Consider the following 21,757-nt stretch of genomic DNA (forward strand, 5'->3'; position numbering starts at 1 on the left):
AATCCGGCCGAGGCCTTTCGGACCCCGGCCGGATTCCATGGTAGGCGTTCTATCGAGCGGACGGCGATGGCGACTACCTCATCGCCGCCTCACACAGACGTCATCCGAGTCTGAGCAACCCGTAGTCGAACGCATGGCGGCGGTACACCACCGACGGTTTGTCCGTCTCCTTGTCGTGGAAAAGGTAGAAGTCGTGGCCCACGAGTTCCATCTCGTACAGTGCGTCGTCGACCGTCATCGGATCTGCCCTGTGTTCCTTGGTACGGACGATCCGGCCGGGGCCCTCCGGTTCCTGCTCGTATCCGTCGAGGTTGATGTCCGGCGAGATTCCGAGCGAGTCGTCTTGCGCGAGCTCCGCTGTTGCCTCTGCAACCGATACCGGGGTCTTGTCCCCGTAGGAGACCTTACGGCGGTCCTTCGTGCGACGAAGCCGCGACTCGAGCTTGGCCGTCACCGACTCGAATGCTGCATAGAAGCTGTCGGCCGCGGCCTCCGCGCGAACGACGGGTCCTTTTCCTCTGGCCGTGATCTCCACCCTCTGGCAACTCTTCATCTGGCGACGGTTGCGCTCGTGCTGTAGTTCGACGTCGAACAGGAAGATCGTCGGGTCGAACCGTTCGAGCCGAGCTAGCTTCTCCGACACGTAGATCCGGAAATGATCCGGTACCTCGACGTTGCGGCCTTTCACCACCACATCGGCGTTCACGGTCTGCGGAGCGGAGTCGCCGGTATCGGCGACCGCGACGGTGGAATTCGAAGGGGTCGTCACTCGTACCTCCCGAGTACGGCCGGCGCAGCACGCGCACCGGCAGGATCGATGAGCGCCTCGGCGCTCTGCCCGACACGAGACAGATCGAGTATTTCTACCCGTCTACCTTGTTGTTTCCGGGTCTGAGGCCGACGGTAGTACGTAACCGGAAGGTCCGCCACTGTTCCGATCGAATTCACTTTTTCGGCAGTTCGCCGCCTATCACACAGACCCGCTCAGGCATGTGCGATCGCCAGAATTCCGGACGTCCGAAACCCCTCTTTTCGGAGCACTCGGACAGCCTCGGCCGCAGTTGCGCCGGTGGTGACAATGTCGTCGATCACGAGCAAGGGAAGTCCTCGCGGTACAGAGGCGGCCCGAATCGAGATGCGTCCGGCAAGGTTGGCCTGCCGCTGACGCGCCGACAAGCCGACGGAGTCGCGTACCCCGGCATCGGTGACCAATACGGGATGTACGTGGAGCAACCGATCGTGAGAGGCCGCGCACCGGGCCATCCGGGTGACCGGGTCTCCGCCGCGCGCTCTCGCTGCCCTGGCGCGGCTCGGTGCAGGCACCACGAGCAGAGGCCCGCCGGGGATCTCACCCCATCGCCGCAATCGGGCGATCGCGACCGCCACCGCCAATCCGAGTGGTGTCGCGAGGTCGCGGCGACCGCGCTCTTTCGCAGCGACGACAGCGCTGCGCCGAGCGCCGGAGTACGCCCCGAGCGCCCACACCGGCACCCCCGGGTCGACCCGCGCATGCACCCGCGCAGGCGAGTCGTTCAAAGTGCGGGCGCACCTCCGGCACCACGGAGTGCCCGGCGTCTCACAGCCGCCACAGCGGACGGGCAGCACCAGGTCGAGGAGCGCTGAGAGCACCTGCACAGTGTGCCGGGCCGGTACGACAGGTCAGCCGGGCAACACCGGCACCGCGGTCAACCCGGCCAGGCCTGGCACTTCCCGCCAGTACCGGTCACCTGCAGGATCGCTGTTGTTCAGTTGGAAGACCGCTCTCGTGTCGGCGACGTACTCGGTGGTGGTCGATGCTTCGACCGCGACGACCGGTGGTGTCAGGTTCCGGCTCGGAAGCGCGTCCATCCGCGATCCGTCGATCGCGATCTGAACGACGGGAATGTCGGAGGCCGAGCGGGAGACCACGACTGTGTCGGAAGTGCTCCAGTCCAGCGACAAGGCGGGCCCGCCCAGATCGAACGCTATCTCGCGGGGACTCGTGAGCGAGAACTCACCGTTCGGGGTCTGCACCACGATCGCGATATACACGCGTCCGTCGATGATCATCGCGGCGCGCACACCGTCGCGCGACAGACGCAATTCGCTGATGCGGCCGCCGAGCGCGCGGAACGCTCCGGCCTCGACCCCCACGACTGTGACGCGTCCGCTACCCGGTTCTCGGACCGCCCTCACGACGGCAGTGCCATTGACGACCGCCCACACGGAATTGCTGTCGGGTGCCCACGACGGCCGGGTGATGGACGCTCCTTCGACAGCCGGTTCCGGCGTTCCGTCGTTGTAGGCACCGACCACGAGCTCCGCGGCAGGCTCGGGTGCCGGCCGACCGGTGTCCGCTACGGCCGCAAGAAGGGCTCCGTCGCGCGACATCCCCACCGAACGAAGGTTGTCGACCGAACCGAAGAAGCCCTGAACCGGCGTGACGCCGGTTTCCGCGACACTGACCAGACTGCCTCCGAGAAGCGCATGCAACCCGATCGGTGTCCCCGAAGTCGCCAGTGGATTCATCGTCGCCACATCCGCGGTGGTCCACCCGTTGGGGTAGCGCTCATCCAGAGGCTGTCCGTCCGAGAGGAGGACGTACGGCCCCGCGATCTCGGCGTTGGCCAGCGTCCAGATCACCTGAGCGGCGAGGAGTTCCCTTGCCGGTTCCGCCAGCGACGCGAGTCCGCCGAAATCCACTCGGATCCCGCCGAGGCCCACGCCGACCTGACTGGTCCGGCCGTCCGCCTTGGTGATCGGACCGAGGATCGTCGTGTCGGCCAGCTCGTTGTGCACGGCGGGCGCAAGCGAAGGTTTGGGTCCTTCGATGAGGAGCCCGATCAGCTGCGTCGCCGCTTGCTCGGGGGTTCCCGATATCCATCGCGGATCGGGAACGACGGTGCTGCCGTTGGGAGTGACGAAGTACAACGACCGACGTTGATAACTGTTGAGGAATCGAGCCTTGTCCATGATCACGCCCGGCGGCGTCTCGTCGATCCGCCATTCGCCGTTGTCCCGGACCAGCGTGAACTTCGCTTCGAGATCACCGTTGTCGGCGCGGTAGAGGCCGCCCTCCTCGAGATGTCCGACGATGTTCGCGCGCACGACGTACTTGGCGGTGTTGTCGTCACGCTCCTCGGCCAGCACATCGACCTTGTCGACGATCGTGGCACTGGCTGCGTCGTCCCACCGCGCCGACATCTCCGAGGTGAGGAACTGGCGAGCCGCGACGTGGCGGTTGGTGGGGTCGGTACTCGCCTGGAGGAAGTCTCGCAGGAGCAGGTCGGGTTCGCGTCCCGGTTCGGGTGCAGGCACCTCCGTCGTCGCCGGGCCTCGGTCGATCGTTCCGATGGCCTGGGGCGATGAGGAATCGGGAAGGCTCGCACAACCGGACGCCACCAACGCGAGCGCCGACAACAGGGCGATCACGCAACCGACCACACGTGAGCGTCGGTAGCTCATGTCGCGGCTCCTTCGGATGGTGCAGGCTCATTCGTTCCGGTGCTGTCGCTCGTTCCGGTCTTTTCTGGACCGGCCGCGTTCTCGACGCCTCCCGCGTTCTCGCCTTCCGGAACTTCCGGCGGGGGCTTGCCCTGGACCGCACGAACCGCAGTGGGCACGAGCGGGAGTGGGCTACGGCCCGCCTTGCGCCCCCGCACGCGTGGCAACGTCAACCGGAAGCTCGCGCCTCGACCCGGCTCACCCCACGCTTCCAGCTTGCCGTTGTGCAGATTCGCGTCCTCCACACTGATCGCCAGTCCCAGACCGGTGCCACCCGAGCGTCGTACCCGCGACGGATCGGAGCGCCAGAATCGGTTGAAAACGAGCTTCTCCTCCCCCGGGCGCAGGCCGACGCCCTGGTCGCGCACGACGAACGCGGCCGCATTGTCGTCGGCACGTAAGCGCAGCAAGATCGGTTTGCCCTCGCCGTGGTCGATGGCGTTGGCGAGGAGATTGCGCAGGATCCGCTCGACACGACGCGGATCGACGTCCGCGTTGACGGCATCGTCCGGCAGATCCACGATCAATTCGGTCGCTGTCTCGCGCGCGAGATGACGGACCGTCCCGATCGCCGCCCGCGCACACATGCGCAGGTCCAGCTGCTCGGAGGCGAGTTCTGCCACTCCGGCGTCGTGTCGACTGATCTCGAGGAGGTCGTTCAGCAGTGACTCGAACCGGTCGAGTTCGGCGACCAGCAGTTCGGATGCACGCTTGAGGGAAGGATCCAGCTCGTCGCTGCCGTCGTGGATGAGATCGGCAGCCATCCGGACAGTGGTCAACGGAGTGCGTAGCTCGTGGCTGACATCGGAGGTGAACCGCTTCTGCAGGTTGCCGTATTCCTCGAGCTGGGTGATCTGCCGCGACAGGCTCTCCGCCATCTCGTTGAACGACATCGCCAGGCGAGCAATGTCGTCCTCACCGCGCACCGGCATGCGTTCCTTGAGCCGACCGTCCGCGAAGCGCACCGCGATACGCGAGGCCGAACGAATCGGCAGAACCACCTGGCGGGCGACGATCATGGATATCGCTGCCAGCAACACCAGGAGCACACCGGCACCGACGAGAAGGGTTCCGCGGACCAACGCGAGGGTACGTTCCTCGCCGGCCAACGGAAATACCAGATACAGCTCGAGCGTCGAGATGTCGGACTCGGTCGGGCTACCCATGATCAGTGCCGGACCCGAATATCCGTCCGGGTCGTCGACCGTCGCGAATTGGTAGGCGATCTGATCGTTCTGCACGAACGCGCGCAGATTCTGCGGGATCTGGTCGGCTGCCCCGCTCGACGTCGGCGCTCGTGGCCCGTCGCCGGGGACGATGAGCACCGGATCGAAAGTCCCGGCGACGCCGGTGTCCTGCCCTGCATCACTTCCCCTGTTGGTCAGGCTCGCGGCAGCACCGTCGAGCCGGACTGTGAGAGAACCGGAATCGTCGGCTCCCGCGAGCTGGGCTTCCACCAGAGCACGAGAGCGTTCCATCTCCTCGGTGGCGGCATCGATCTTGACTTCGAGGAGACGGTCGGTGATCTGGCTCGTGAGGACCACCCCCAGCACGAGCATCACGATCAGTGAGAGGGAAAGGGTCGATGCAACGACCCTCAGCTGAAGTGATCGACGCCAAGTATGCGCGAGCCCACTGCTCAGCGTGCGTGACCACCTCAGCAGCGGCAGAGTTCTCCGTGTGATCCTCCGCCGCAGACGGTACCCACGGATCACGGCGGTCCGGCCTTGTAGCCGACCCCCCGGACAGTCAGCACGACCTCGGGATTCTCGGGATCCTTCTCCACCTTCGCGCGCAGACGCTGCACGTGAACGTTCACCAGTCGGGTATCAGCGGCGTGACGGTACCCCCACACCTGCTCGAGCAACACCTCACGTGTGAACACCTGCCGCGGCTTCCGGGCGAGTGCGACGAGTAGATCGAATTCGAGCGGCGTGAGGGAGATCTGCTCCTCGCCGCGGCTCACCTTGTGTGCGGGGACGTCGATCGCGATCTCGCCGATGGACAACATCTCGGCGGGCTCCTGCTCGGTGCGGCGCAACCGCGCCCGCACCCGCGCGACGAGTTCCTTCGGCTTGAACGGCTTGACGATGTAATCATCGGCGCCGGACTCGAGACCGAGGACGACATCGACGGTGTCCGACTTCGCGGTGAGCATGACGATGGGCACGCCCGAATCCGACCGGAGCACCCTGCACACGTCGATCCCGTTCATGCCGGGCAACATCAGATCGAGCAGGACGAGATCGGGGCGGATCTCGCGCACTGCGCCAAGAGCCTGAGTCCCGTCGCCCACCACGAAGGGTTCGAACCCTTCACCACGCAGGACGATCGTGAGCATCTCTGCGAGTGCAGAATCGTCGTCGACAACCAGAATCCTCGGCTTCATGACCTCTATCGTGTCACTCCTTGACCGTTGTGAAGCAGATTTGAGATCTGAACGGCGAGTTGTCGCGGGTCGGAATCCGGTCCGGCCACAATCCACTCCGACGCCCACCGGTCCGCCGCAAGCCCGTCGTACACCGCACCGGTGCGTGCCTGTAGGTCGGTGTCGCGCTCGTAGGCATCGCGCTCACGCGTGGAATCAACGGCCTCCCGCGTGCGCGCGCGCTCGGCGGCGAGATCGACGGGGACCCGCAGCAGCACTTGCAGATCCGGTCTCGGAAGGCCGAACCTGCCGAACTCCAACTCGCCCACCCACTCGACGGACGGTCCCGATGCCGACTCGTGGTGCCGGGCAGCGGTATACGCGGCGTTCGATGCCACATACCGATCGAGCAGCACAATGTCGTTGCCGGCGAGAAGCTTTCGGAGTTCGTCCACCGCGTCACGGCGATCCAGCGCCCACAGCAGTGCCATCGCCTCGATACTGGAGGCGGTGTCGCCGTGCCCGCCTCGCAGGGCCTCGGCCCCGAGGTCGGCGTGCACGGATTCCCCGTATCGAGGGAAGGCGAGCGTCGCCACCGACGCACCGTGCGCACGCCAGGTCTCGACGAGGCCGGCGGACAACGTCCGCTTGCCTGCCCCGTCGAGACCTTCGACGACGATCAGAACACCCATGCTGCTCGAGTTTCTCGTAGCTCCGGACCGTAGCCGTATCAGTAGCGGTAGTGCTCGGGCTTGTACGGACCCTCGACATCGACGCCGATGTATTCGGCCTGCTCCTTGGTGAGTTTGGTGAGCGTGCCACCGAGCGCCTCGACGTGGATCCGCGCTACCTTCTCGTCGAGATGCTTGGGCAGGCGGTAGACCTCGTTGTCGTACTCGTCCGGCTTCGTCCACAGTTCGATCTGTGCGATCACCTGGTTCGCGAACGAGTTGGACATGACGAACGACGGGTGACCCGTGGCGTTGCCGAGGTTGAGCAGACGCCCCTCGGACAGGACGATGATCGTGTGGCCGTCGGCGAAACGGAACTCGTCGACCTGCGGCTTGATGTTGATCCGCGTGACATCGGCGGCACGTTCGAGCCCTGCCATGTCGATCTCGTTGTCGAAGTGACCGATGTTGCCCAGGATCGCCTGGTGCTTCATCGCCTTCATGTGCTCGAAGGTGATGATGTCCTTGTTGCCCGTCGAGGTGATCACGATGTCGGCGCGGCCGATGAAATCCTCGACGGTGACAACGTCGAAGCCGTCCATCATCGCCTGCAGCGCGTTGATGGGGTCGACCTCGGTGACGGACACGCGTGCACCCTGGCCACGCAGCGCTTCGGCGCAGCCCTTGCCGACGTCGCCGTAGCCGCAGACCAGTGCCGCCTTGCCGCCGATCAGGACGTCGGTGCCGCGGTTGATGCCGTCGAGCAGGGAGTGGCGGGTCCCGTACTTGTTGTCGAACTTGCTCTTGGTGACCGAATCGTTGACGTTGATCGCCGGGAACGCCAGCTCTCCGGCAGCCGACAGCTGGTAGAGCCGCAGCACACCCGTCGTCGTCTCTTCGGTGACGCCCTGCACGGACTCGGCGACGGTGGACCACTTCTTCGAGTCCGCGGCGAGCGACTCGCGCAGCAACTGCAGGAACACCTGGTACTCGGTGGAGTCCTGCTCCTCGTCCGTCGGCGGCACGACACCGGCCTTCTCGAACTGGGCACCCTTGAGGACGAGCATCGTGGCGTCGCCACCGTCGTCGAGAATCATGTTGGCCGGCTCGCCGGGCCACGTGAGCATCTGCTCGGCTGCCCACCAGTACTCTTCGAGAGTCTCACCCTTCCACGCGAACACCGGCACACCCTTGGGCTCGTCAGTGGTGCCGTGCGGGCCCACCACCACGGCTGCCGCAGCATGGTCCTGCGTAGAGAAAATGTTGCACGATGCCCACCGGACCTCGGCGCCGAGCGCGACGAGCGTCTCGATCAGGACCGCGGTCTGCACCGTCATGTGCAGCGAACCTGAGATCCGCGCACCCTTCAGCGGCAGGACCTCGGCGTATTCACGGCGCAGCGCCATCAATCCCGGCATCTCGTGCTCGGCCAGCCGGATCTCTTTGCGGCCGAACTCGGCCAGCGAGAGATCGGCGACCTTGAAATCGAGCCCGTTGATCTGGTCTGCGACAAACGTGGTGTCTGACACTGTGCGGATGCCTCTTCCTATCGGCAATCGGTGGATGCCCACCAGGCTATACAACACTCGGCCGTATGACCTGCCCCAGCCCGGCTCACCGTGCACTCAATCCGCCACGGTGACCTTCTCGACGAAGGGCACGAGGATGTCGGCGAGCTCTGCCGCGACATCCGACCCCGACGTCGGGGGCATCGAAATGAAACTCAGCGCCACGCGCACGACGACGCGGGCCAGCATCGCGGCGTCCTCAGCGGGTGCCGAGATCCAGCTGTTCGCGAAAGTGTCGGCGAGTCTGCCTGCGCCCCGCTCGAGGATCGGCGCGGCGTCGGTCGTGATCAAGCGCAGCAGGTCGGGTTTGGCCTCGCCGTCGAGCAATGACCGCACGAGCGGGTCTGCCGCAGATGCGACGAAGTACGACGCGAATCCGTCGACGAGGGCTGCGCGCGCATCACCGACGTGTGCATACACCGAATCCCCCACCGTATCGGCAAATTCGTCGACGAGGCGCAGCGCGTACCCCTGGGCGAGGCCGTTCCGAGACGAGAATTCCTTGTAGAGCGTCTGCCGACTGATCCCGGCCGCACGGGCAACATCGCTCATGGTGACCGAAGACCAGTCCCGTTCGAGGAGCAGACCGCGCATGGCGTCGAGGATCGTCGCGCGCAGCAGGACCCGGCTCGCCTCGTGGAAGTGACGAGGGGACTGTCCGTGCACCGGTGCCATGACCGTGACGGTCTCACGACCGTGCGGGTGCGTCAAAGCGCACAGCTCATCGCCGGACGATCTCGATCATCTCGAAATCGGCCTTCGCCGCGCCGCAGTCCGGGCACGACCAATCGTCAGGGATGTCGTCCCACCGGGTGCCCGGATCGATACCCTCCTCGGGCCAGCCCTGTGCTTCGTCGTATTCGAATCCGCAGACGAGGCAGCGGAACAGTCGGTACGCGTCGGTCATGATTCCTTCTCGAAGTCGGCCGTCCGGTCCTGATTCGCATTCGATGTGGCGCGGTGACGGGCGAGGATCGTTTCGCGGCGCCTGGGGTGCACGTTGATCCGGGAGATATCTCCGGAGTAGTGCTCGAGGACTCTGTGGTCCATCACCCTGCGCCACAGCGGCGGGAAGTAGGCGAGCGTGAGCATCGTCGCGTAGCCCGCGGGCAGCTGAGGGGAGACCTCCATGCTGCGCAGCGTCTGGTAGCGCCGTGTCGGATTCGCGTGGTGATCGCTGTGTCGCTGCAGGTGATAGAGGAAAACATTCGTCACCAGGTGGTCGCTGTTCCAGCTGTGCGCAGGGGTACACCGCTCGTACCGTCCGCTCGCCGTCCGCCGGCGTAACAATCCGTAGTGTTCGAGGTAGTTCACGACTTCCAGCAGACTGAAACCGAACACGGCCTGGATCATCAGATACGGCACGATCCCGATCCCGAATGCTGCGATGAGCACGGCGAACAACACGACCGAGATGAGCCACGCACTCAGCACCTCGTTGCGCAGCGTCCACACGGGGTGGCCGAGACGCTCCAGCCGGTCACGTTCGAGCCGCCAGGACGAACGCAGGCTCCCGACCACACTGCGCGGCAGGAACTCCCAGAAGCTCTCTCCGAACCGCGCCGAAGCCGGATCCTCGGGTGTCGACACCCGGACATGGTGGCCACGGTTGTGCTCGACGTAGAAATGACCGTAGAAGGACTGCGCGAGCGCGATCCGCGACAGACGTCGTTCCAGCCGGACGGTCTTGTGTCCGAGCTCGTGCGCGGTGTTGATGCCGATGCCCGCGACCACACCCACCGAGATCGCGAGGCCGATCTTCGAGACGACACCGAGGCCACCGTCGATACCGAGCCACGACAGGTCCCCGGACGACCACAGGTAGCACGCCCACACCAGCGTCGCGAACTGGAACGGTAGGTAGAGGTAGGTGCAGTACCTGTAGAAACGGTCGTTCTCGAGCGCCTCGACGATCTCGTCGGGTGGGTTCTCGCCATCGGGGCCGACGACAAGATCGAGGGCGGGGACGAGCACGAACACGAGGATCGGCCCGATCCACCAGAGAACCGGTGTGACCGAGTCGAGCCCCAGCCGGTTGCCGCCCCAGACCAACGCCGTGGCCATGAAGACCGCGGTCGGTGGGACGAGACCGAGCAACCAGAGGTATCGCTTGCGGTCTCGCCATTGCGATGCGGAGGGGTTCTGGACCCCTTCTGTGCGCGTGGCCATGCCCATTCCCCTTCGAGTCGGAGGTAGATGACCTACATCACCCATTGATTGACATTACCCGAGCAGTCGTACGCGGTCTAGACAAATCTGTGCTTTTGTAATCGGTCATAGCCACGCATAAAGGGGCGCTCCCGTAGGAGCGCCCCTCATGCGACAGTTCCAATTCGTCCGAGCCGGTGCGCTCGCGAGGTCACCTGTCCGCGCGGTCCCCCCCGAGACGAGCACGGAACACCTGCACATCGACATCACCAGCGATGACGTCCAGCTTCGGATCGGACGCGGGAAGCCACACCGAGCGACCCTGCCCCAATACGATGCTCTCTCCGCCACACTCGACGGTGGCCGACCCCGACGTACACAACAGGATCTGCGGTCCGCACGGCGCCAGCGACACCGTCTCCCCCGCCTCGAGTTCGAGCCGCGACAGAGCGAACTCCGGCGCCGGCGTGCGATACCGCCATTCATGCGTGCCCACCGGGTCGGCCTCGAGGACAGGGACATCCGGTGAGCCGAAATCGAGCACTCTCAACAGTTCCGGCACATCCACGTGCTTGGGAGTCAAGCCACCGCGCAGGACATTGTCCGAGTTCGCCATGATCTCGATGCCCATCCCGTGCAGATAGGCGTGCAGGTTCCCGGCGTCGAGATACAGGCCCTGCCCCGGCTCCAGAGTGATCCGGTTCAGCAACAACGATGCGAGGACACCCGCATCACCGGGATAGATCTCGGCGAGCTGCAATGCGGTCCGCACCTCGGCAACGAACTCGCGGGGCACATCGCCTCCGGTCGCGAGATAGGTCACGCACCCATCCAGGACGCGTGGAACGAGCGCGGACAGCGCCTGCGCAGGCAACGTGATCCACGTGGTGAACAAGGCGCGGAGGCCGTCGGAGTCCGGCTGTCCCGCAAGCAGGCCCACATAGGGATCGAGTTCGGGCACGCGCAGCGCCTCGAGCAACTCGACGGTACGAGCCGCATCGCGGAAACCCGCGAGCGCCTCGAAACGCGTCAACGCAACAACCAGTTCGGGCTTGTGGTTCGGGTCGCGGTAGTTGCGCACCGACGAGTCGAGTGGCACACCGAGCGCTTCCTCGCGCGCATAACCCTCGGCGGCCTGCACGGCACTGGGATGCGCCTGCAAGGACAACGGTTCCTCTGCCGCGAGCAACTTCAACAAGAACGGCAGCCTCGGCCCGAACCGTTCGACGCTGTCGTCACCCAGCTGCGCGGGAGGGTCGTCATCGAGCAGGTCGAGCAATGACACCGGTGCCTGACCGTCGTCGACCACCCGAGCCGGATCCGCCGGGTGCGCGCCGAACCACAGTTCCGCTTCGGGATGATCGGACGGCACGGTCCTGCCGCACAAGGTGGCAATGGCAGTGCGCGAACCCCACGCGTAGGAGCGCACCGCACCTTCGAGACGGTGCACTACCGACCACCGGCCAGTCGCAGATAGGCCGCAGCCAATTCCAGTCTCGCGGTCAGTACGGCCACCTGTTCGAGCACAGATGGGACCTCACGGGCTTCGAACTCCCCCACAACAGACACCAATTCCATATCCGGTAGTGCCGCGGCTCGGCGTCGCGCGGCCGGTCGGTCCTCGTCCGTGCTGAGCACGAACACCCGTACCGGTGCGGCCGGCGCGGGCCCGTCCAGTTCTTCGTCGTGGAAGAACGGGTCGTACGCGTCGGGACCAGCGGTCGAGTCGAGCAGACGATTTCGTGCCACGAGCGCGTCCGGTAGCGCCGCCGGGGTGGCGATCACACCGGCAACCATCAACAACGAATCCGTGGCGTGTCGCGCCAGCACCGCGGTGGTCTGCGAATCACCCGCAATCACCACGCGGCGCGACAACATCCGCGTCGCCAGCGACTTCGCCGGGTTCTCGAAGACCTCGTTCGACGGGTGGTCACGCGCAGACTCTGCATCGACCGAATCGGCGATCATCCCGAGATCAGGGAGCGCGCTGCCGAGACGGGAGGCTTCCAGCGAGTCCAGCACCGCGCAGAACACAGCGAGGTGCCGCGCGAACGCATAGGCGGTCGGCACATGTACACGCGGCGCCAGCACCAGCGCGCGACCCGCAGCCACCGATCGAACCGGCCCTTCGTCGGGGGCGTCCACCACGACCTCCGCACTTCGCCGGAGCGCACCGTCGATGGACGCGGCGAGCGCCGGATCACCCGCGTCGTCTCCCGCCACGACGACGATATCGAGCGGACCGACCCAGGGGGGTGTGGCGGGAACGGCAACGAGTGGCACTGCACAGCGATCCGAGAAGAGAGCGACTACAAGTTCCGCTGCGCGACCGGCGCGGACGTCCCCGCCGACGAAGACGACGCTGCGTGGATGGACGCCATGAAGACGGCCGCGCACGCCCTCCTCCGCAGCAGAGACGCTCGCGCGAATCTGCGCACCCCCGAGTGCGGCGCTGCGCAGGATTCCATCGACATCGGCCTCGATGAGTGCACTCGCATCATCGAAGTCGAACAGCGGCGAGGGAGCCGTCACGACCGCGCCCCCTTTCTCTCCTCACAGAATCGAGTCGGCCCCGATACGGCACGCGCACGGGGTACTTCGATTATCACTGCCACGAATGCTTCCGTCACGCACGCACGACGGCCAGGATTTCCTCGACCAGCGCGCTGACCTCCGCGCGGGTGGGCGCCTCCACATTCAGCCGCAGCAACGGTTCGGTGTTGGACGCACGCAGGTTGAACCACGCATTGTCGGGGAGATCGACGGTCACGCCGTCGAGCCGGTCGACCGACCGAGCACGGTCGGCGAACGCGGCGAGCACAGCTTCTGTCCGTTCCGACGCGTCGCTGACGGTGGAGTTGATCTCTCCTGACGCCTCGTACCGGTTGTAGGACGCCATGAGGTCGGACAGCGAACCGTCGTGGCCCGCGAGCGCGGCCAGGACATGAAGGGCGGCGAGCATGCCGGAGTCGGCGCCCCAGAAGTCGCGGAAATAGTAGTGAGCGGAGTGTTCCCCGCCGAAAACCGCACCGGTCTCGGCCATCTGCTGCTTGATGAACGAGTGGCCGACCCGAGTGCGCACCGGCTTGCCGCCGAGTTCGGTGACCAGTTCGGGGACGACACGTGAGGTGATCAGATTGTGGATGATCGTAGCGCCCGGTTCCTTGCCGAGTTCGCGGGCCGCGACCAGAGCGGTCACGGCAGACGGGGTCACGGGTTCACCACGCTCGTCGACGACGAAGCAACGGTCTGCGTCGCCGTCGAAAGCCAGGCCGACATCGGCACCGGACTCGGCGACGAGGCGCTGCAGGTCTACCAGGTTCGCAGGCTCGAGCGGGTTGGCCTCGTGGTTGGGGAACGTTCCGTCGAGTTCGAAATACAACGGCACCAGCTCGATCGGTAGCGCACCGAACGTGGCCGGGACGGTGTGTCCGCCCATCCCGTTTCCCGCATCGACTGCAACCTTGAGCGGGCGCATCTGCGACAGGTCGACCAGTCCCCGTACGAACGACGCGTACTGCTCGAGCACGTCCTGTTCGCTGATCGTGCCGGGGGCGCCGTCATAGGCCGGCACCCCTTCGATCACTTCGGCGGAGATTGTTCCGAGTCCGGTCTCCTGGCCGACCGGCTTCGCGCCGGCCCGGCACAGTTTGATGCCGTTGTACTCGGCCGGGTTGTGGCTTGCGGTGAACATCGCACCGGGGGCATCGAGGATGCCGGAGGCGAAGTACAGCTGATCAGTGGAGGCAAGACCGATGAGTACCACGTGGAGACCCTGTGCGACGACCCCCTCGGCGAAGGCGTTCGACAGAACCGGAGACGACTCACGCATGTCATGACCGATCACCACGCGGGATGCAGCGCTGTCGTCGCGGACGAGACGTGCGAACGACGCACCGACCTCGCGGACGAAATCCTCGTCGATCTGCGTCCCCACCACGCCGCGAACGTCGTACGCCTTGATCACGGCTGCAACCGATTCGGCAGATCTCGCCACTGTTTCCGCTCCTGATCGTCGAATTGCACCGCGCCATCCTCGTGGCGCAGGTCCGCGATCAGCCTAGTGCGACGGAGTCAGCTCGTGGGATCGGGCAACACTCGAAGGTGGCCTCGGCGGCCGGTACGCGCAGCCGAAGGAACCGCCGCACGCGGCGCGACCTCGGCCACTGCCGGGTCCGTTTCGACCCGGTCGCGTTCGCCCATGCCTGCCTCGCGCACCGCTTCGGCGAGGGCGGTGAGATCGTCTTCGTCGGGGGTGGCGGTGTCGAACGCCCCCTCGTACCGGACGAGTTCCCAACCTTTCGGCGCGGTAATTCTCGAGCCGTGCGTTTCGCACAGATCCCACGAGTGCGGCTCTGCGACCGTGGCAAGGGGCCCTACAACAGCGGTCGAGTCCGAATACACGTAGGTCAGCGTCGCAACAGCAGGGTTCTTGCACCCAGGCCGGCAGCATCGACGCAGTGATCTCACGCCTCGGAGCGTAGCGTGTCACCGGCCCCGGGACTATTCGGACACACCGGGGAGTAGCCCTCCGATTTCGGTTGTCGTAGTCTCCCTGTCGTAATCTCCACTGCATGGCCCGAGCACGTCGTACTACTCCCGTGTCGTCCCGCACGGCGACGCGACGCGGTCGCGGAATCCGCGGACCGCTGTTTCCCCACGACCTGCCTGCGCGCAAGTCACGGGCCGAGAAGTTCGACCTCCTCGTCCTCAGCGCGTTCGCGCCGATCGACGCTCAGTGGCACGACCGCCTCACGAAACTCGACCTTGCGGTCGACGACGTCCCGAAGATTCGCGCGCGCGACCCCGACTCGGTGAACTGGCCCGACGAAGTCGTCGCCGACGGGCCGGTCCCGCTGTCGCGGCTCGTCCCCGCGGGGATCGACCGCAGGGGCGCCGCGACTCGCGCCCGGATCGTGTTGTTCCGCCGCCCGCTCGAGCTCCGCGCCGAGGATCCCGACGATCTCACCGACCTCGTGCACGACGTCCTCGTCCATCAGGTCGCGACATACCTCGGCATCGAACCGGAGGTCGTCGATCCGGAACTCGGCGATCTCGGCGACGAGGATTGAGGCCGGCGGGAGACGAACACGGCGAAGGCCGGGCACTCGGTCACCCGAGTACCCGGCCTTCGTCGTGGATCGTCTCCGGACACCGATGAATCAAGCCCGTACTCCCCGTACCGGGCCGGACCAGACCGTCAGACGATGCCGCGCTTGAGACGCCGCCGTTCCCTTTCGGACAGCCCGCCCCAGATTCCGAAACGTTCGTCGTGAGCAAGGGCATATTCGAGACACTCGTCACGAACCTCACACCCCAGGCAGATGCGCTTCGCTTCCCGCGTCGAACCACCCTTTTCAGGGAAGAACGCCTCCGGGTCGGTCTGTGCGCACAGTGCACGTTCCTGCCACTGCTCCTCGACGTCCGTCGAATCACCAAATCCTGTAATCAATTGCAGAATCGGTGTGCCACTGTCGGAGTCGTCGCAGACACTCTCGACTGCAGTATCGATCCGAGAGATCTCGAAAACTTCGCGCTCGTCGGCCATCCTCCGCCTCCTCACCTGCAGCGCCGCAACTTTCGCGGATCGGGATCTTTCTGCCACCCCCCGAATCTTGCTCGAATGCAACGTCGTCACAGTCGATCCCGATCCGGAAACCCGGAATGACACATATGTGATTAGACACGCCGGGCGTGTCGCGGTCAAGCGGAACGAATTTTCTCGCTTACGATCGACGACTTTGCAATTTCTTGGTTTAGGACGGCGCTCGCCGGGGTACCACGCGCACCGCATAGGCTGGCCCCGTGAATGTGACTGTATTGGTCGGAGGTGTCGGCGGTGCCCGTTTCCTCACAGGACTGCGAGAACTCCTCGGCATCGCACCGGGCTCGGACATCGACCCCGACGCGCCACATCGGATCACCGCCGTCGTCAACGTCGGTGACGACGTGTGGATGCACGGCCTGAGGATCTGTCCCGATCTCGATACATGCATGTATACGCTCGGCGACGGCATCGACTCCGAGCGAGGATGGGGCCGGAAGGCCGAAACCTGGAATGCCAAGGAAGAACTCGCCGCCTACGGCGCAGACCCCGACTGGTTCGGTCTCGGCGACCGCGATATCGCCACCCACCTGATCCGTACGAGGATGCTGCGCACGGGATATCCGCTCTCCGCTGTCACCGAAGCGCTGTGCGCACGATGGAAGCCCGGCGTGACGTTGCTACCGGCATCCGACGACCGCAGCGAGACCCACGTGGTGATCACCGATCCCGCCGACGGCATGCAGCGCGCGATCCACTTCGAGGAATGGTGGGTGCGTCACCGCGCCCAGGTTCCTACCCACAGCTTCGCCCACATCGGGGCCGACGACGCGAAACCGGCACCCGGCGTCCTCGAAGCCATCGAGTCCGCCGACGTGGTCGTTCTTGCGCCGTCGAACCCCGTCGTGAGCGTCGGTGCGATCCTCGCCGTGCCGGGCATCCGCGGCGCACTACGGACTACGAAAGCGAAGGTCGTCGGCCTGTCCCCCGTGATCGGAGGTAAGCCGCTACGAGGCATGGCCGACGCGTGCCTCGACGTGATCGGAGTCGACACCACCGCCGAGGCAGTGGGCAGGCACTACGGAGCCCGCAGCGGCACCGGAATCCTCGACGGCTGGCTCGTGCATTCGACCGATGAGGCCGACGTTCCCGGCGTCGAGGTACGAAGCGTGCCACTACTGATGACCGACGTCGACGCGACCGCCGATATGGCCCGCGCCGCACTGGAACTCGCCGGAGTGCAATTGTGATGCCCGCAGACAGCACGACCGCCACCTCCGTGCGTGACCACGCGCCGGGCGGCCCCATCGAGATCAGACCTGTCACCGGCCTACCGGAGTTCCGACCCGGCGACGACCTCGCGACCGCGCTCGTCGCTGCCGCGCCGTGGATCGTCGACGGCGACATCCTGGTGGTCACCAGCAAGGTCCTGTCGAAGACCGAGGGACGCATCGTGCCCTCCCCCACCGACCCCGATGCACGCGACGCACTCCGGCGGCGACTCGTCTCCCAGGAAGCGGTGCGGGTGCTCGCCCAGAAGGGCCGCACACTGATCACCGAGAACAAGCTCGGCATAGTGCAGGCCGCGTCGGGCATCGACGGCTCCAACGTCGACGGCGCGGAACTCGCGCTACTGCCCGAGAATCCCGATGCCAGTGCCGCGGCGCTGCGCGCTCGGATCTTCGAACTACTCGGAGTGCGGGTCGGCGTGGTGGTCACCGACACCATGGGCCGCGCGTGGCGTGTCGGCCAGACCGACGCCGCGATCGGATCCGCCGGGCTACCGGTGCTCCACGGCTACGAGGGCTCCCACGACTCGCAGGGCAACGAACTCATGGTCACGTCGGTCGCACTCGCCGACGAGATCGCGGCCGCGGGTGATCTCGTCAAGGGCAAGCTCGGCGGAGTCCCGGTCGCAGTGGTTCGCGGCCTCGACCTTCGCGACGATGGTTCCACCGCACGCGCACTCGTACGCGGCGGAGAGGACGACCTGTTCTGGCTCGGCACCGCCGAGGCGCTCGAACGGGGCCGACGCGAAGCACTGCTGTTGCGCCGGTCGGTACGCGAGTTCTCCACCGACCCCGTCGACCCCGAAGATTTACGCGACGCAGTTGCCGAAGCACTCACCGCGCCGGCACCCCACCACACCCGTCCTGTCCGGTTCGTGTGGGTACGCACCGAGCAGGTACGACGACGTCTTCTCGACGGCATGCGCGACCGCTGGGCCGACGACCTCACGGGCGACGGACTCGATCCCGTGGCCATCGAACGCCGTCTCGCACGCGGATCGATCCTTTACGACGCGCCCGAAGTGCTGGTGCCGTTCTGGGTTCCCGACGGGGCCCACGAGTACCCGGATGCGCGCCGCACCGCCGCCGAAGCCACGATGTTCACCGTCGCCGCGGGCGCTGCCGTACAGGGTCTACTCGTCGCACTCGCCACACGCGGCCTGGGCAGCTGCTGGATCGGATCGACGATCTTCGCCCCCGACGTCGTGCGTGACGAACTCGATCTTCCCGACGATTGGTCGCCTCTGGGCGCGATCGCGGTGGGGTACCCGAAAGACGAGCCGCTGCCTCGCGAGGTGTCGGAGCCCGGCGACTCCCTGCGGGAGCTGTAGCCGTGTCGGCCGAGTCGTTGCACGCGTCCGCACTCGAGCGGCTGGGCGCGTGGCGCACCGATTCGGAGAACGCAGAGTCCTTGAAACACACGATGCTCGCGTTCCTCGATTCCGCGCCCGGCGGCTGCCTGCGTTCGCACGTTCCCGGGCACATCACCGCGTCGTCGCTCGTTGTCGACGCCGATCATCGCAATGTGCTGCTCACGCTGCATCCGCGGGTGGGCAGGTGGATCCAGCTCGGCGGGCACTGCGAACAGAGCGACGAGACCGTCGTCGATGCCGCACTTCGTGAGGCTTCGGAAGAATCGGGGATCGACAACCTCACGATCGACCCGAACCTGCTCTCGGCGCATACGCATCCGATCACGTGTTCACTCGGCAAGCCCACACGACACCTCGATCTGAGGTTCCTCGTCACCGCACCGGTGGGCTCGGTACCGGTGCGCAGCAACGAGTCGACCGATCTGCAGTGGTGGCCGGTCGACGCGTTGCCTGCCGATGCCGAACACGAGACGATCGAACACCTCGTGCGGCTCGCTGCCGCCCGCCGCTGATCTGCCGGCGGACGGCCCCCTACAGGTCGACGGGTGCGGGGACCGGACGCTTCGGAGCGATCCCGTCACCCGACGATTCGCCGCGGACCCGTCGCCGGACCCACGGCATCAGGAACTCACGTGCCCACTTGGCGTCTGCTCGACGCTGCTCCGGGCGAGCTACGACCGCTGCCGGTCCGAGTTGCACAGGCTCGATCTCGTGTTGCGCTCCGAGCGTGTCCAACACCCTGATCGCCATGTTGCGGTGCCCTTCCGGCGACATGTGCAAGCGATCGAAGTCCCACATGCGGTAGTCCCGGTATTCGCCGAACCGCCAATAGTCGACCAGCGTCGCACCGTGGCGATCGGCGACCTCACGGACGAGTTCGTTGTAGATGGCGACCCGTCCCCGCAGGTGCCGGAACACCGGTGCCCAACCGACGTCGTACGCAGTCCACATCAGCACCCTGGCGCCGGTTCCAGTGAGCGCGGCGATCGCCTCGTCGTATTGTGCGACGAGTCCGTCGAGATCCAGACCCGGCCGCATGATGTCGTTTCCACCTGCGTAGATCGTCACCAGGTCGGGTTCGAGCGCAAGTGCGGCATCGAGCTGTTCGTCGAGGATCTGCCGCAGCAACCGTCCGCGGATCGCAAGGTTGGCGTAGCCGAACTCCTCGTTGCCACGAGCAAGTTGCTCAGCGACACGATCGGCCCACCCGCGCACACCGTTCGGGCGGGACGGATCGTCGTCTCCGACGCCCTCGGTGAACGAATCCCCCAGCGCCACGTACTTCGTGTAGGTCGCGGCAGTCTCGAAGTCAGACATCTGTGCTGAACCTGATTCCTCCATCCGGGATCTGGACCCCGGGCCATACCCGCGCACCACGTAGCAGTTCGCAGCGCGCACCGATGTCGGCACCGTCGCCGATCACACCGTCGCGAATCAATGCACGCGGACCCACCCGCACACCGAAACCCACGATCGTGCGCTCGATCACCGCACCGGCCTCGACCCGCGCGCCGTCGAAGATCACCGCACCGTCGAGGCGCGCACCCGCGCCGATCTCGGCGCCGCGGCCGATCACCGTGCCACCGATGAGCAACGCACCCGGAGCAACGGACGCACCGGAATGCACCAGCGACTCGCCGCGCTGCCCCGGCAGTGCCGGCGACGGAGCGATACCGCGCACCAGATCCGCCGAACCACGCACGAAGTCCTCCGGGGTGCCCATGTCGCGCCAGTACGCGGCGTCGACGTGGCCGAAAAGCTTCTTGCCCTCCGTCAGGAGTGCGGGGAACACCTCGCGCTCGACCGACACCGGCCGGCCCTCCGGGATCGCCTCGATGATCTCGCGGCGGAACACGTAGCAGCCCGCGTTGATCTGATCGGTCGGCGGATCCTGGGTCTTCTCGAGGAAAGCGGTGACCCGGCCGTCGGCATCGGTCGGCACGCAGCCGAACGCGCGGGGGTCGCCCACACGAACGAGATGCAAGGTGACATCCGCCTCGGTGCGGACGTGGGTGTCGAGCACGGCCCCGAGATCCGTTCCACCGAGCACGTCGCCGTTGAACACCATGACGTTCTCTGCGCGAAGCTTCGGCAGCACGTTGCGGATGCCCCCGCCTGTCCCGAGCGGCTCGGTTTCGGTGACGTACTCGATCTCGAGGCCGAGATCCGATCCGTCCGCGAAGTGTTCCTCGAAAACCTCCGCCTTGAACGACGTGCCGAGAACCACATGCTTGATTCCCGCCTCACGAATCCGCGCGAGCAGATGTGTCAGGAACGGCAGTCCCGCGGTGGGCAGCATCGGCTTCGGCGCCGACAGGGTCAGCGGGCGAAGCCTCGTTCCCTGCCCCCCGACCAGAATCACCGCGTCGGTATGCGGTGCGGCAGCACTCGTCATTGTCTCCCCTGTTTCTCGTCGAGATCGGTCCCCTCATGACCGACCTTGCCTGCATCGCGCTCGCGCACTGCCGAAGCAACCGCCATCTTGGATCGCACCGCGAGGCCACCACGCAGAGCCCAGCGCAACGGTGCCTGCCACGGATGCGGATGCCGATCTGCCTGGAACCGGTACGCACTCTCATGGTGCGCCGGAAGCATCAATTCCGGGTGACGCCCCGCGGCGTGTCCCTTCGCGTGGGTGACCTCCGCGGACGGAACATAGACGTTGTGCCAACCGGCTCGCCCGAGCCGATCGCCGAGGTCCACATCCTCCATGTACATGAAGTACCGGGAATCGAATCCGTCGACGCTGTCGAACGCGGCACGGCGAAGAAGTAAGCAGGATCCGGAAAGCCAACCTACGGGCCGCTCGCTGATCGCTTCGTTCTCCTGGCGGTAACGCTGCGTCCACGGGTTCGTGGGCCATACCGTGCCGAGCAATGCGTGGCCTGCCCCGGAAGACAGCGTCGGCACCGTACGCGCGGACGGATAGATGGTCCCGTCCGGTTCACGGATCAGCGGCCCCAGCGAACCGGCGCGCGGCCACCGCTGCGCTGCCTCGAGAAGGGTGTCCAGTGAGCCGGGACCCCACCGGACGTCGGGATTGGCGACCACCACGAACTCCGCCGACTCGTCGATCTCGGCAACCGCACGGTTGACTGCGCCGCCGTAGCCGATGTTCCCCCCGGTATGCAGCAGGGTCACATTCGAATGCGCCTTCGCCGCCGCTTCCGGCGTGCCGTCGGTCGAGCCGTTGTCTGCCATGATCACGCGGGTCGGCAGCGAGGTCGCCGTCGTGAGCGAAGTCAGGAAGTTCTCCAGGTGCTCGCCGGGCGAGTAGGTCACCGTCACCACGGCCAGCGTCGAATCCACGCG

22 protein-coding genes are annotated in these 21,757 nt (G+C 65.9%); 4 read left to right on the forward strand and 18 right to left on the reverse strand.

What is annotated here, in order from left to right:
* Window positions 1–100: 100 nt before the first annotated feature.
* From hpf to ACSYG9_RS00430, 14 genes are all read right to left on the reverse strand, one after another.
* A complete protein-coding gene (hpf, locus tag ACSYG9_RS00365; protein ID WP_440125334.1) occupies window positions 101–769 on the reverse strand; it encodes a ribosome hibernation-promoting factor, HPF/YfiA family in 669 nt (222 codons plus the stop codon).
* Window positions 770–984: 215 nt separating this feature from the next.
* Window positions 985–1,629 carry a ComF family protein gene (locus ACSYG9_RS00370; RefSeq protein WP_440125335.1) on the reverse strand — a complete coding sequence of 215 codons (645 nt, stop codon included), beginning with the start codon at window positions 1,627–1,629 and terminating at the stop codon, window positions 985–987.
* Between the two features lie 30 nt (window positions 1,630–1,659).
* Window positions 1,660–3,444: an MtrAB system accessory lipoprotein LpqB gene (gene lpqB, locus ACSYG9_RS00375; protein ID WP_440125336.1), complete on the reverse strand. Its 1,785-nt coding sequence runs from the start codon at window positions 3,442–3,444 to the stop codon at window positions 1,660–1,662.
* Window positions 3,441–5,144 (reverse strand): MtrAB system histidine kinase MtrB, encoded by a 1,704-nt coding sequence (gene mtrB / locus ACSYG9_RS00380; RefSeq protein WP_440127486.1) that lies wholly within the window; start codon window positions 5,142–5,144, stop codon window positions 3,441–3,443. Before mtrB ends, lpqB begins: the two co-directional genes overlap by 4 nt.
* Before the next feature lie 50 nt (window positions 5,145–5,194).
* Window positions 5,195–5,872, reverse strand: a complete 678-nt coding sequence (mtrA, locus tag ACSYG9_RS00385; protein WP_281499284.1) for an MtrAB system response regulator MtrA — start codon at window positions 5,870–5,872, stop codon at window positions 5,195–5,197.
* Between the two features lie 5 nt (window positions 5,873–5,877).
* Window positions 5,878–6,543, reverse strand: coding sequence for a dTMP kinase (locus ACSYG9_RS00390; RefSeq protein ID WP_440125337.1), 666 nt, complete (start codon window positions 6,541–6,543; stop codon window positions 5,878–5,880).
* A gap of 38 nt (window positions 6,544–6,581) precedes the next feature.
* On the reverse strand, window positions 6,582–8,051 hold the full coding sequence (ahcY, locus tag ACSYG9_RS00395) for an adenosylhomocysteinase (protein ID WP_440125338.1): 1,470 nt from the start codon (window positions 8,049–8,051) through the stop codon (window positions 6,582–6,584).
* 96 nt (window positions 8,052–8,147) lie between these two features.
* Window positions 8,148–8,765: a TetR family transcriptional regulator gene (locus ACSYG9_RS00400; protein WP_440125339.1), complete on the reverse strand. Its 618-nt coding sequence runs from the start codon at window positions 8,763–8,765 to the stop codon at window positions 8,148–8,150.
* A gap of 46 nt (window positions 8,766–8,811) precedes the next feature.
* The gene (locus ACSYG9_RS00405) at window positions 8,812–8,997 is read right to left on the reverse strand and encodes a rubredoxin (RefSeq protein ID WP_440125340.1); all 186 of its coding nucleotides are present in this window, start codon (window positions 8,995–8,997) and stop codon (window positions 8,812–8,814) included.
* Window positions 8,994–10,259 (reverse strand): fatty acid desaturase, encoded by a 1,266-nt coding sequence (locus ACSYG9_RS00410; protein WP_440125341.1) that lies wholly within the window; start codon window positions 10,257–10,259, stop codon window positions 8,994–8,996. Before ACSYG9_RS00410 ends, ACSYG9_RS00405 begins: the two co-directional genes overlap by 4 nt.
* A 190-nt stretch (window positions 10,260–10,449) precedes the next feature.
* Window positions 10,450–11,688 carry a mannose-6-phosphate isomerase, class I gene (gene manA / locus ACSYG9_RS00415; RefSeq protein WP_440125342.1) on the reverse strand — a complete coding sequence of 413 codons (1,239 nt, stop codon included), beginning with the start codon at window positions 11,686–11,688 and terminating at the stop codon, window positions 10,450–10,452.
* Window positions 11,688–12,770 (reverse strand): SIS domain-containing protein, encoded by a 1,083-nt coding sequence (locus tag ACSYG9_RS00420; RefSeq protein WP_440125343.1) that lies wholly within the window; start codon window positions 12,768–12,770, stop codon window positions 11,688–11,690. The genes manA and ACSYG9_RS00420 overlap by 1 nt, the downstream gene beginning before the upstream one ends.
* Before the next feature lie 94 nt (window positions 12,771–12,864).
* The gene (locus tag ACSYG9_RS00425) at window positions 12,865–14,235 is read right to left on the reverse strand and encodes a phosphomannomutase/phosphoglucomutase (RefSeq protein WP_440125344.1); all 1,371 of its coding nucleotides are present in this window, start codon (window positions 14,233–14,235) and stop codon (window positions 12,865–12,867) included.
* 77 nt (window positions 14,236–14,312) lie between these two features.
* Window positions 14,313–14,708 carry a DUF3499 domain-containing protein gene (locus ACSYG9_RS00430; protein ID WP_440125345.1) on the reverse strand — a complete coding sequence of 132 codons (396 nt, stop codon included), beginning with the start codon at window positions 14,706–14,708 and terminating at the stop codon, window positions 14,313–14,315.
* 104 nt (window positions 14,709–14,812) lie between these two features.
* Between ACSYG9_RS00430 and ACSYG9_RS00435 the strand changes: the two genes are divergently transcribed.
* On the forward strand, window positions 14,813–15,310 hold the full coding sequence (locus ACSYG9_RS00435; protein ID WP_440125346.1) for a metallopeptidase family protein: 498 nt from the start codon (window positions 14,813–14,815) through the stop codon (window positions 15,308–15,310).
* 128 nt (window positions 15,311–15,438) lie between these two features.
* Here the strand turns inward: ACSYG9_RS00435 and ACSYG9_RS00440 are convergent, their stop codons facing one another.
* Window positions 15,439–15,699 carry a WhiB family transcriptional regulator gene (locus tag ACSYG9_RS00440; RefSeq protein ID WP_169686803.1) on the reverse strand — a complete coding sequence of 87 codons (261 nt, stop codon included), beginning with the start codon at window positions 15,697–15,699 and terminating at the stop codon, window positions 15,439–15,441.
* Between the two features lie 344 nt (window positions 15,700–16,043).
* On the opposite strand from ACSYG9_RS00440, the gene cofD reads away from it, so the two are divergent.
* Genes cofD through ACSYG9_RS00455 form a run of 3 tightly spaced genes read left to right on the forward strand, consistent with a single transcriptional unit; the run spans window position 16,044 to window position 18,957 of the window.
* A complete protein-coding gene (gene cofD, locus ACSYG9_RS00445) occupies window positions 16,044–17,033 on the forward strand; it encodes a 2-phospho-L-lactate transferase (protein WP_440125347.1) in 990 nt (329 codons plus the stop codon).
* Window positions 17,033–18,403 (forward strand): coenzyme F420-0:L-glutamate ligase, encoded by a 1,371-nt coding sequence (locus ACSYG9_RS00450; protein WP_440125348.1) that lies wholly within the window; start codon window positions 17,033–17,035, stop codon window positions 18,401–18,403. The genes cofD and ACSYG9_RS00450 overlap by 1 nt, the downstream gene beginning before the upstream one ends.
* A gap of 2 nt (window positions 18,404–18,405) precedes the next feature.
* Entirely contained in the window at window positions 18,406–18,957 is a 552-nt protein-coding gene (locus ACSYG9_RS00455; protein WP_440125349.1) for an NUDIX domain-containing protein, read from the forward strand.
* 19 nt (window positions 18,958–18,976) lie between these two features.
* Here the strand turns inward: ACSYG9_RS00455 and ACSYG9_RS00460 are convergent, their stop codons facing one another.
* The 3 genes from ACSYG9_RS00460 to ACSYG9_RS00470 are packed head-to-tail and all read right to left on the reverse strand — an operon-like array spanning window position 18,977 to window position 21,754.
* Complete coding sequence (locus ACSYG9_RS00460) at window positions 18,977–19,762, reverse strand: SGNH/GDSL hydrolase family protein (RefSeq protein ID WP_454840690.1); 786 nt, start codon at window positions 19,760–19,762, stop codon at window positions 18,977–18,979.
* The gene (locus tag ACSYG9_RS00465; protein ID WP_440125351.1) at window positions 19,755–20,840 is read right to left on the reverse strand and encodes a mannose-1-phosphate guanylyltransferase; all 1,086 of its coding nucleotides are present in this window, start codon (window positions 20,838–20,840) and stop codon (window positions 19,755–19,757) included. The genes ACSYG9_RS00460 and ACSYG9_RS00465 overlap by 8 nt, the downstream gene beginning before the upstream one ends.
* Window positions 20,837–21,754 carry a glycosyltransferase gene (locus ACSYG9_RS00470; RefSeq protein ID WP_440125352.1) on the reverse strand — a complete coding sequence of 306 codons (918 nt, stop codon included), beginning with the start codon at window positions 21,752–21,754 and terminating at the stop codon, window positions 20,837–20,839. Before ACSYG9_RS00470 ends, ACSYG9_RS00465 begins: the two co-directional genes overlap by 4 nt.
* Window positions 21,755–21,757 lie beyond the last annotated feature (3 nt).

The sequence above is a fragment of the Rhodococcus sp. SJ-2 genome (assembly GCF_053750035.1).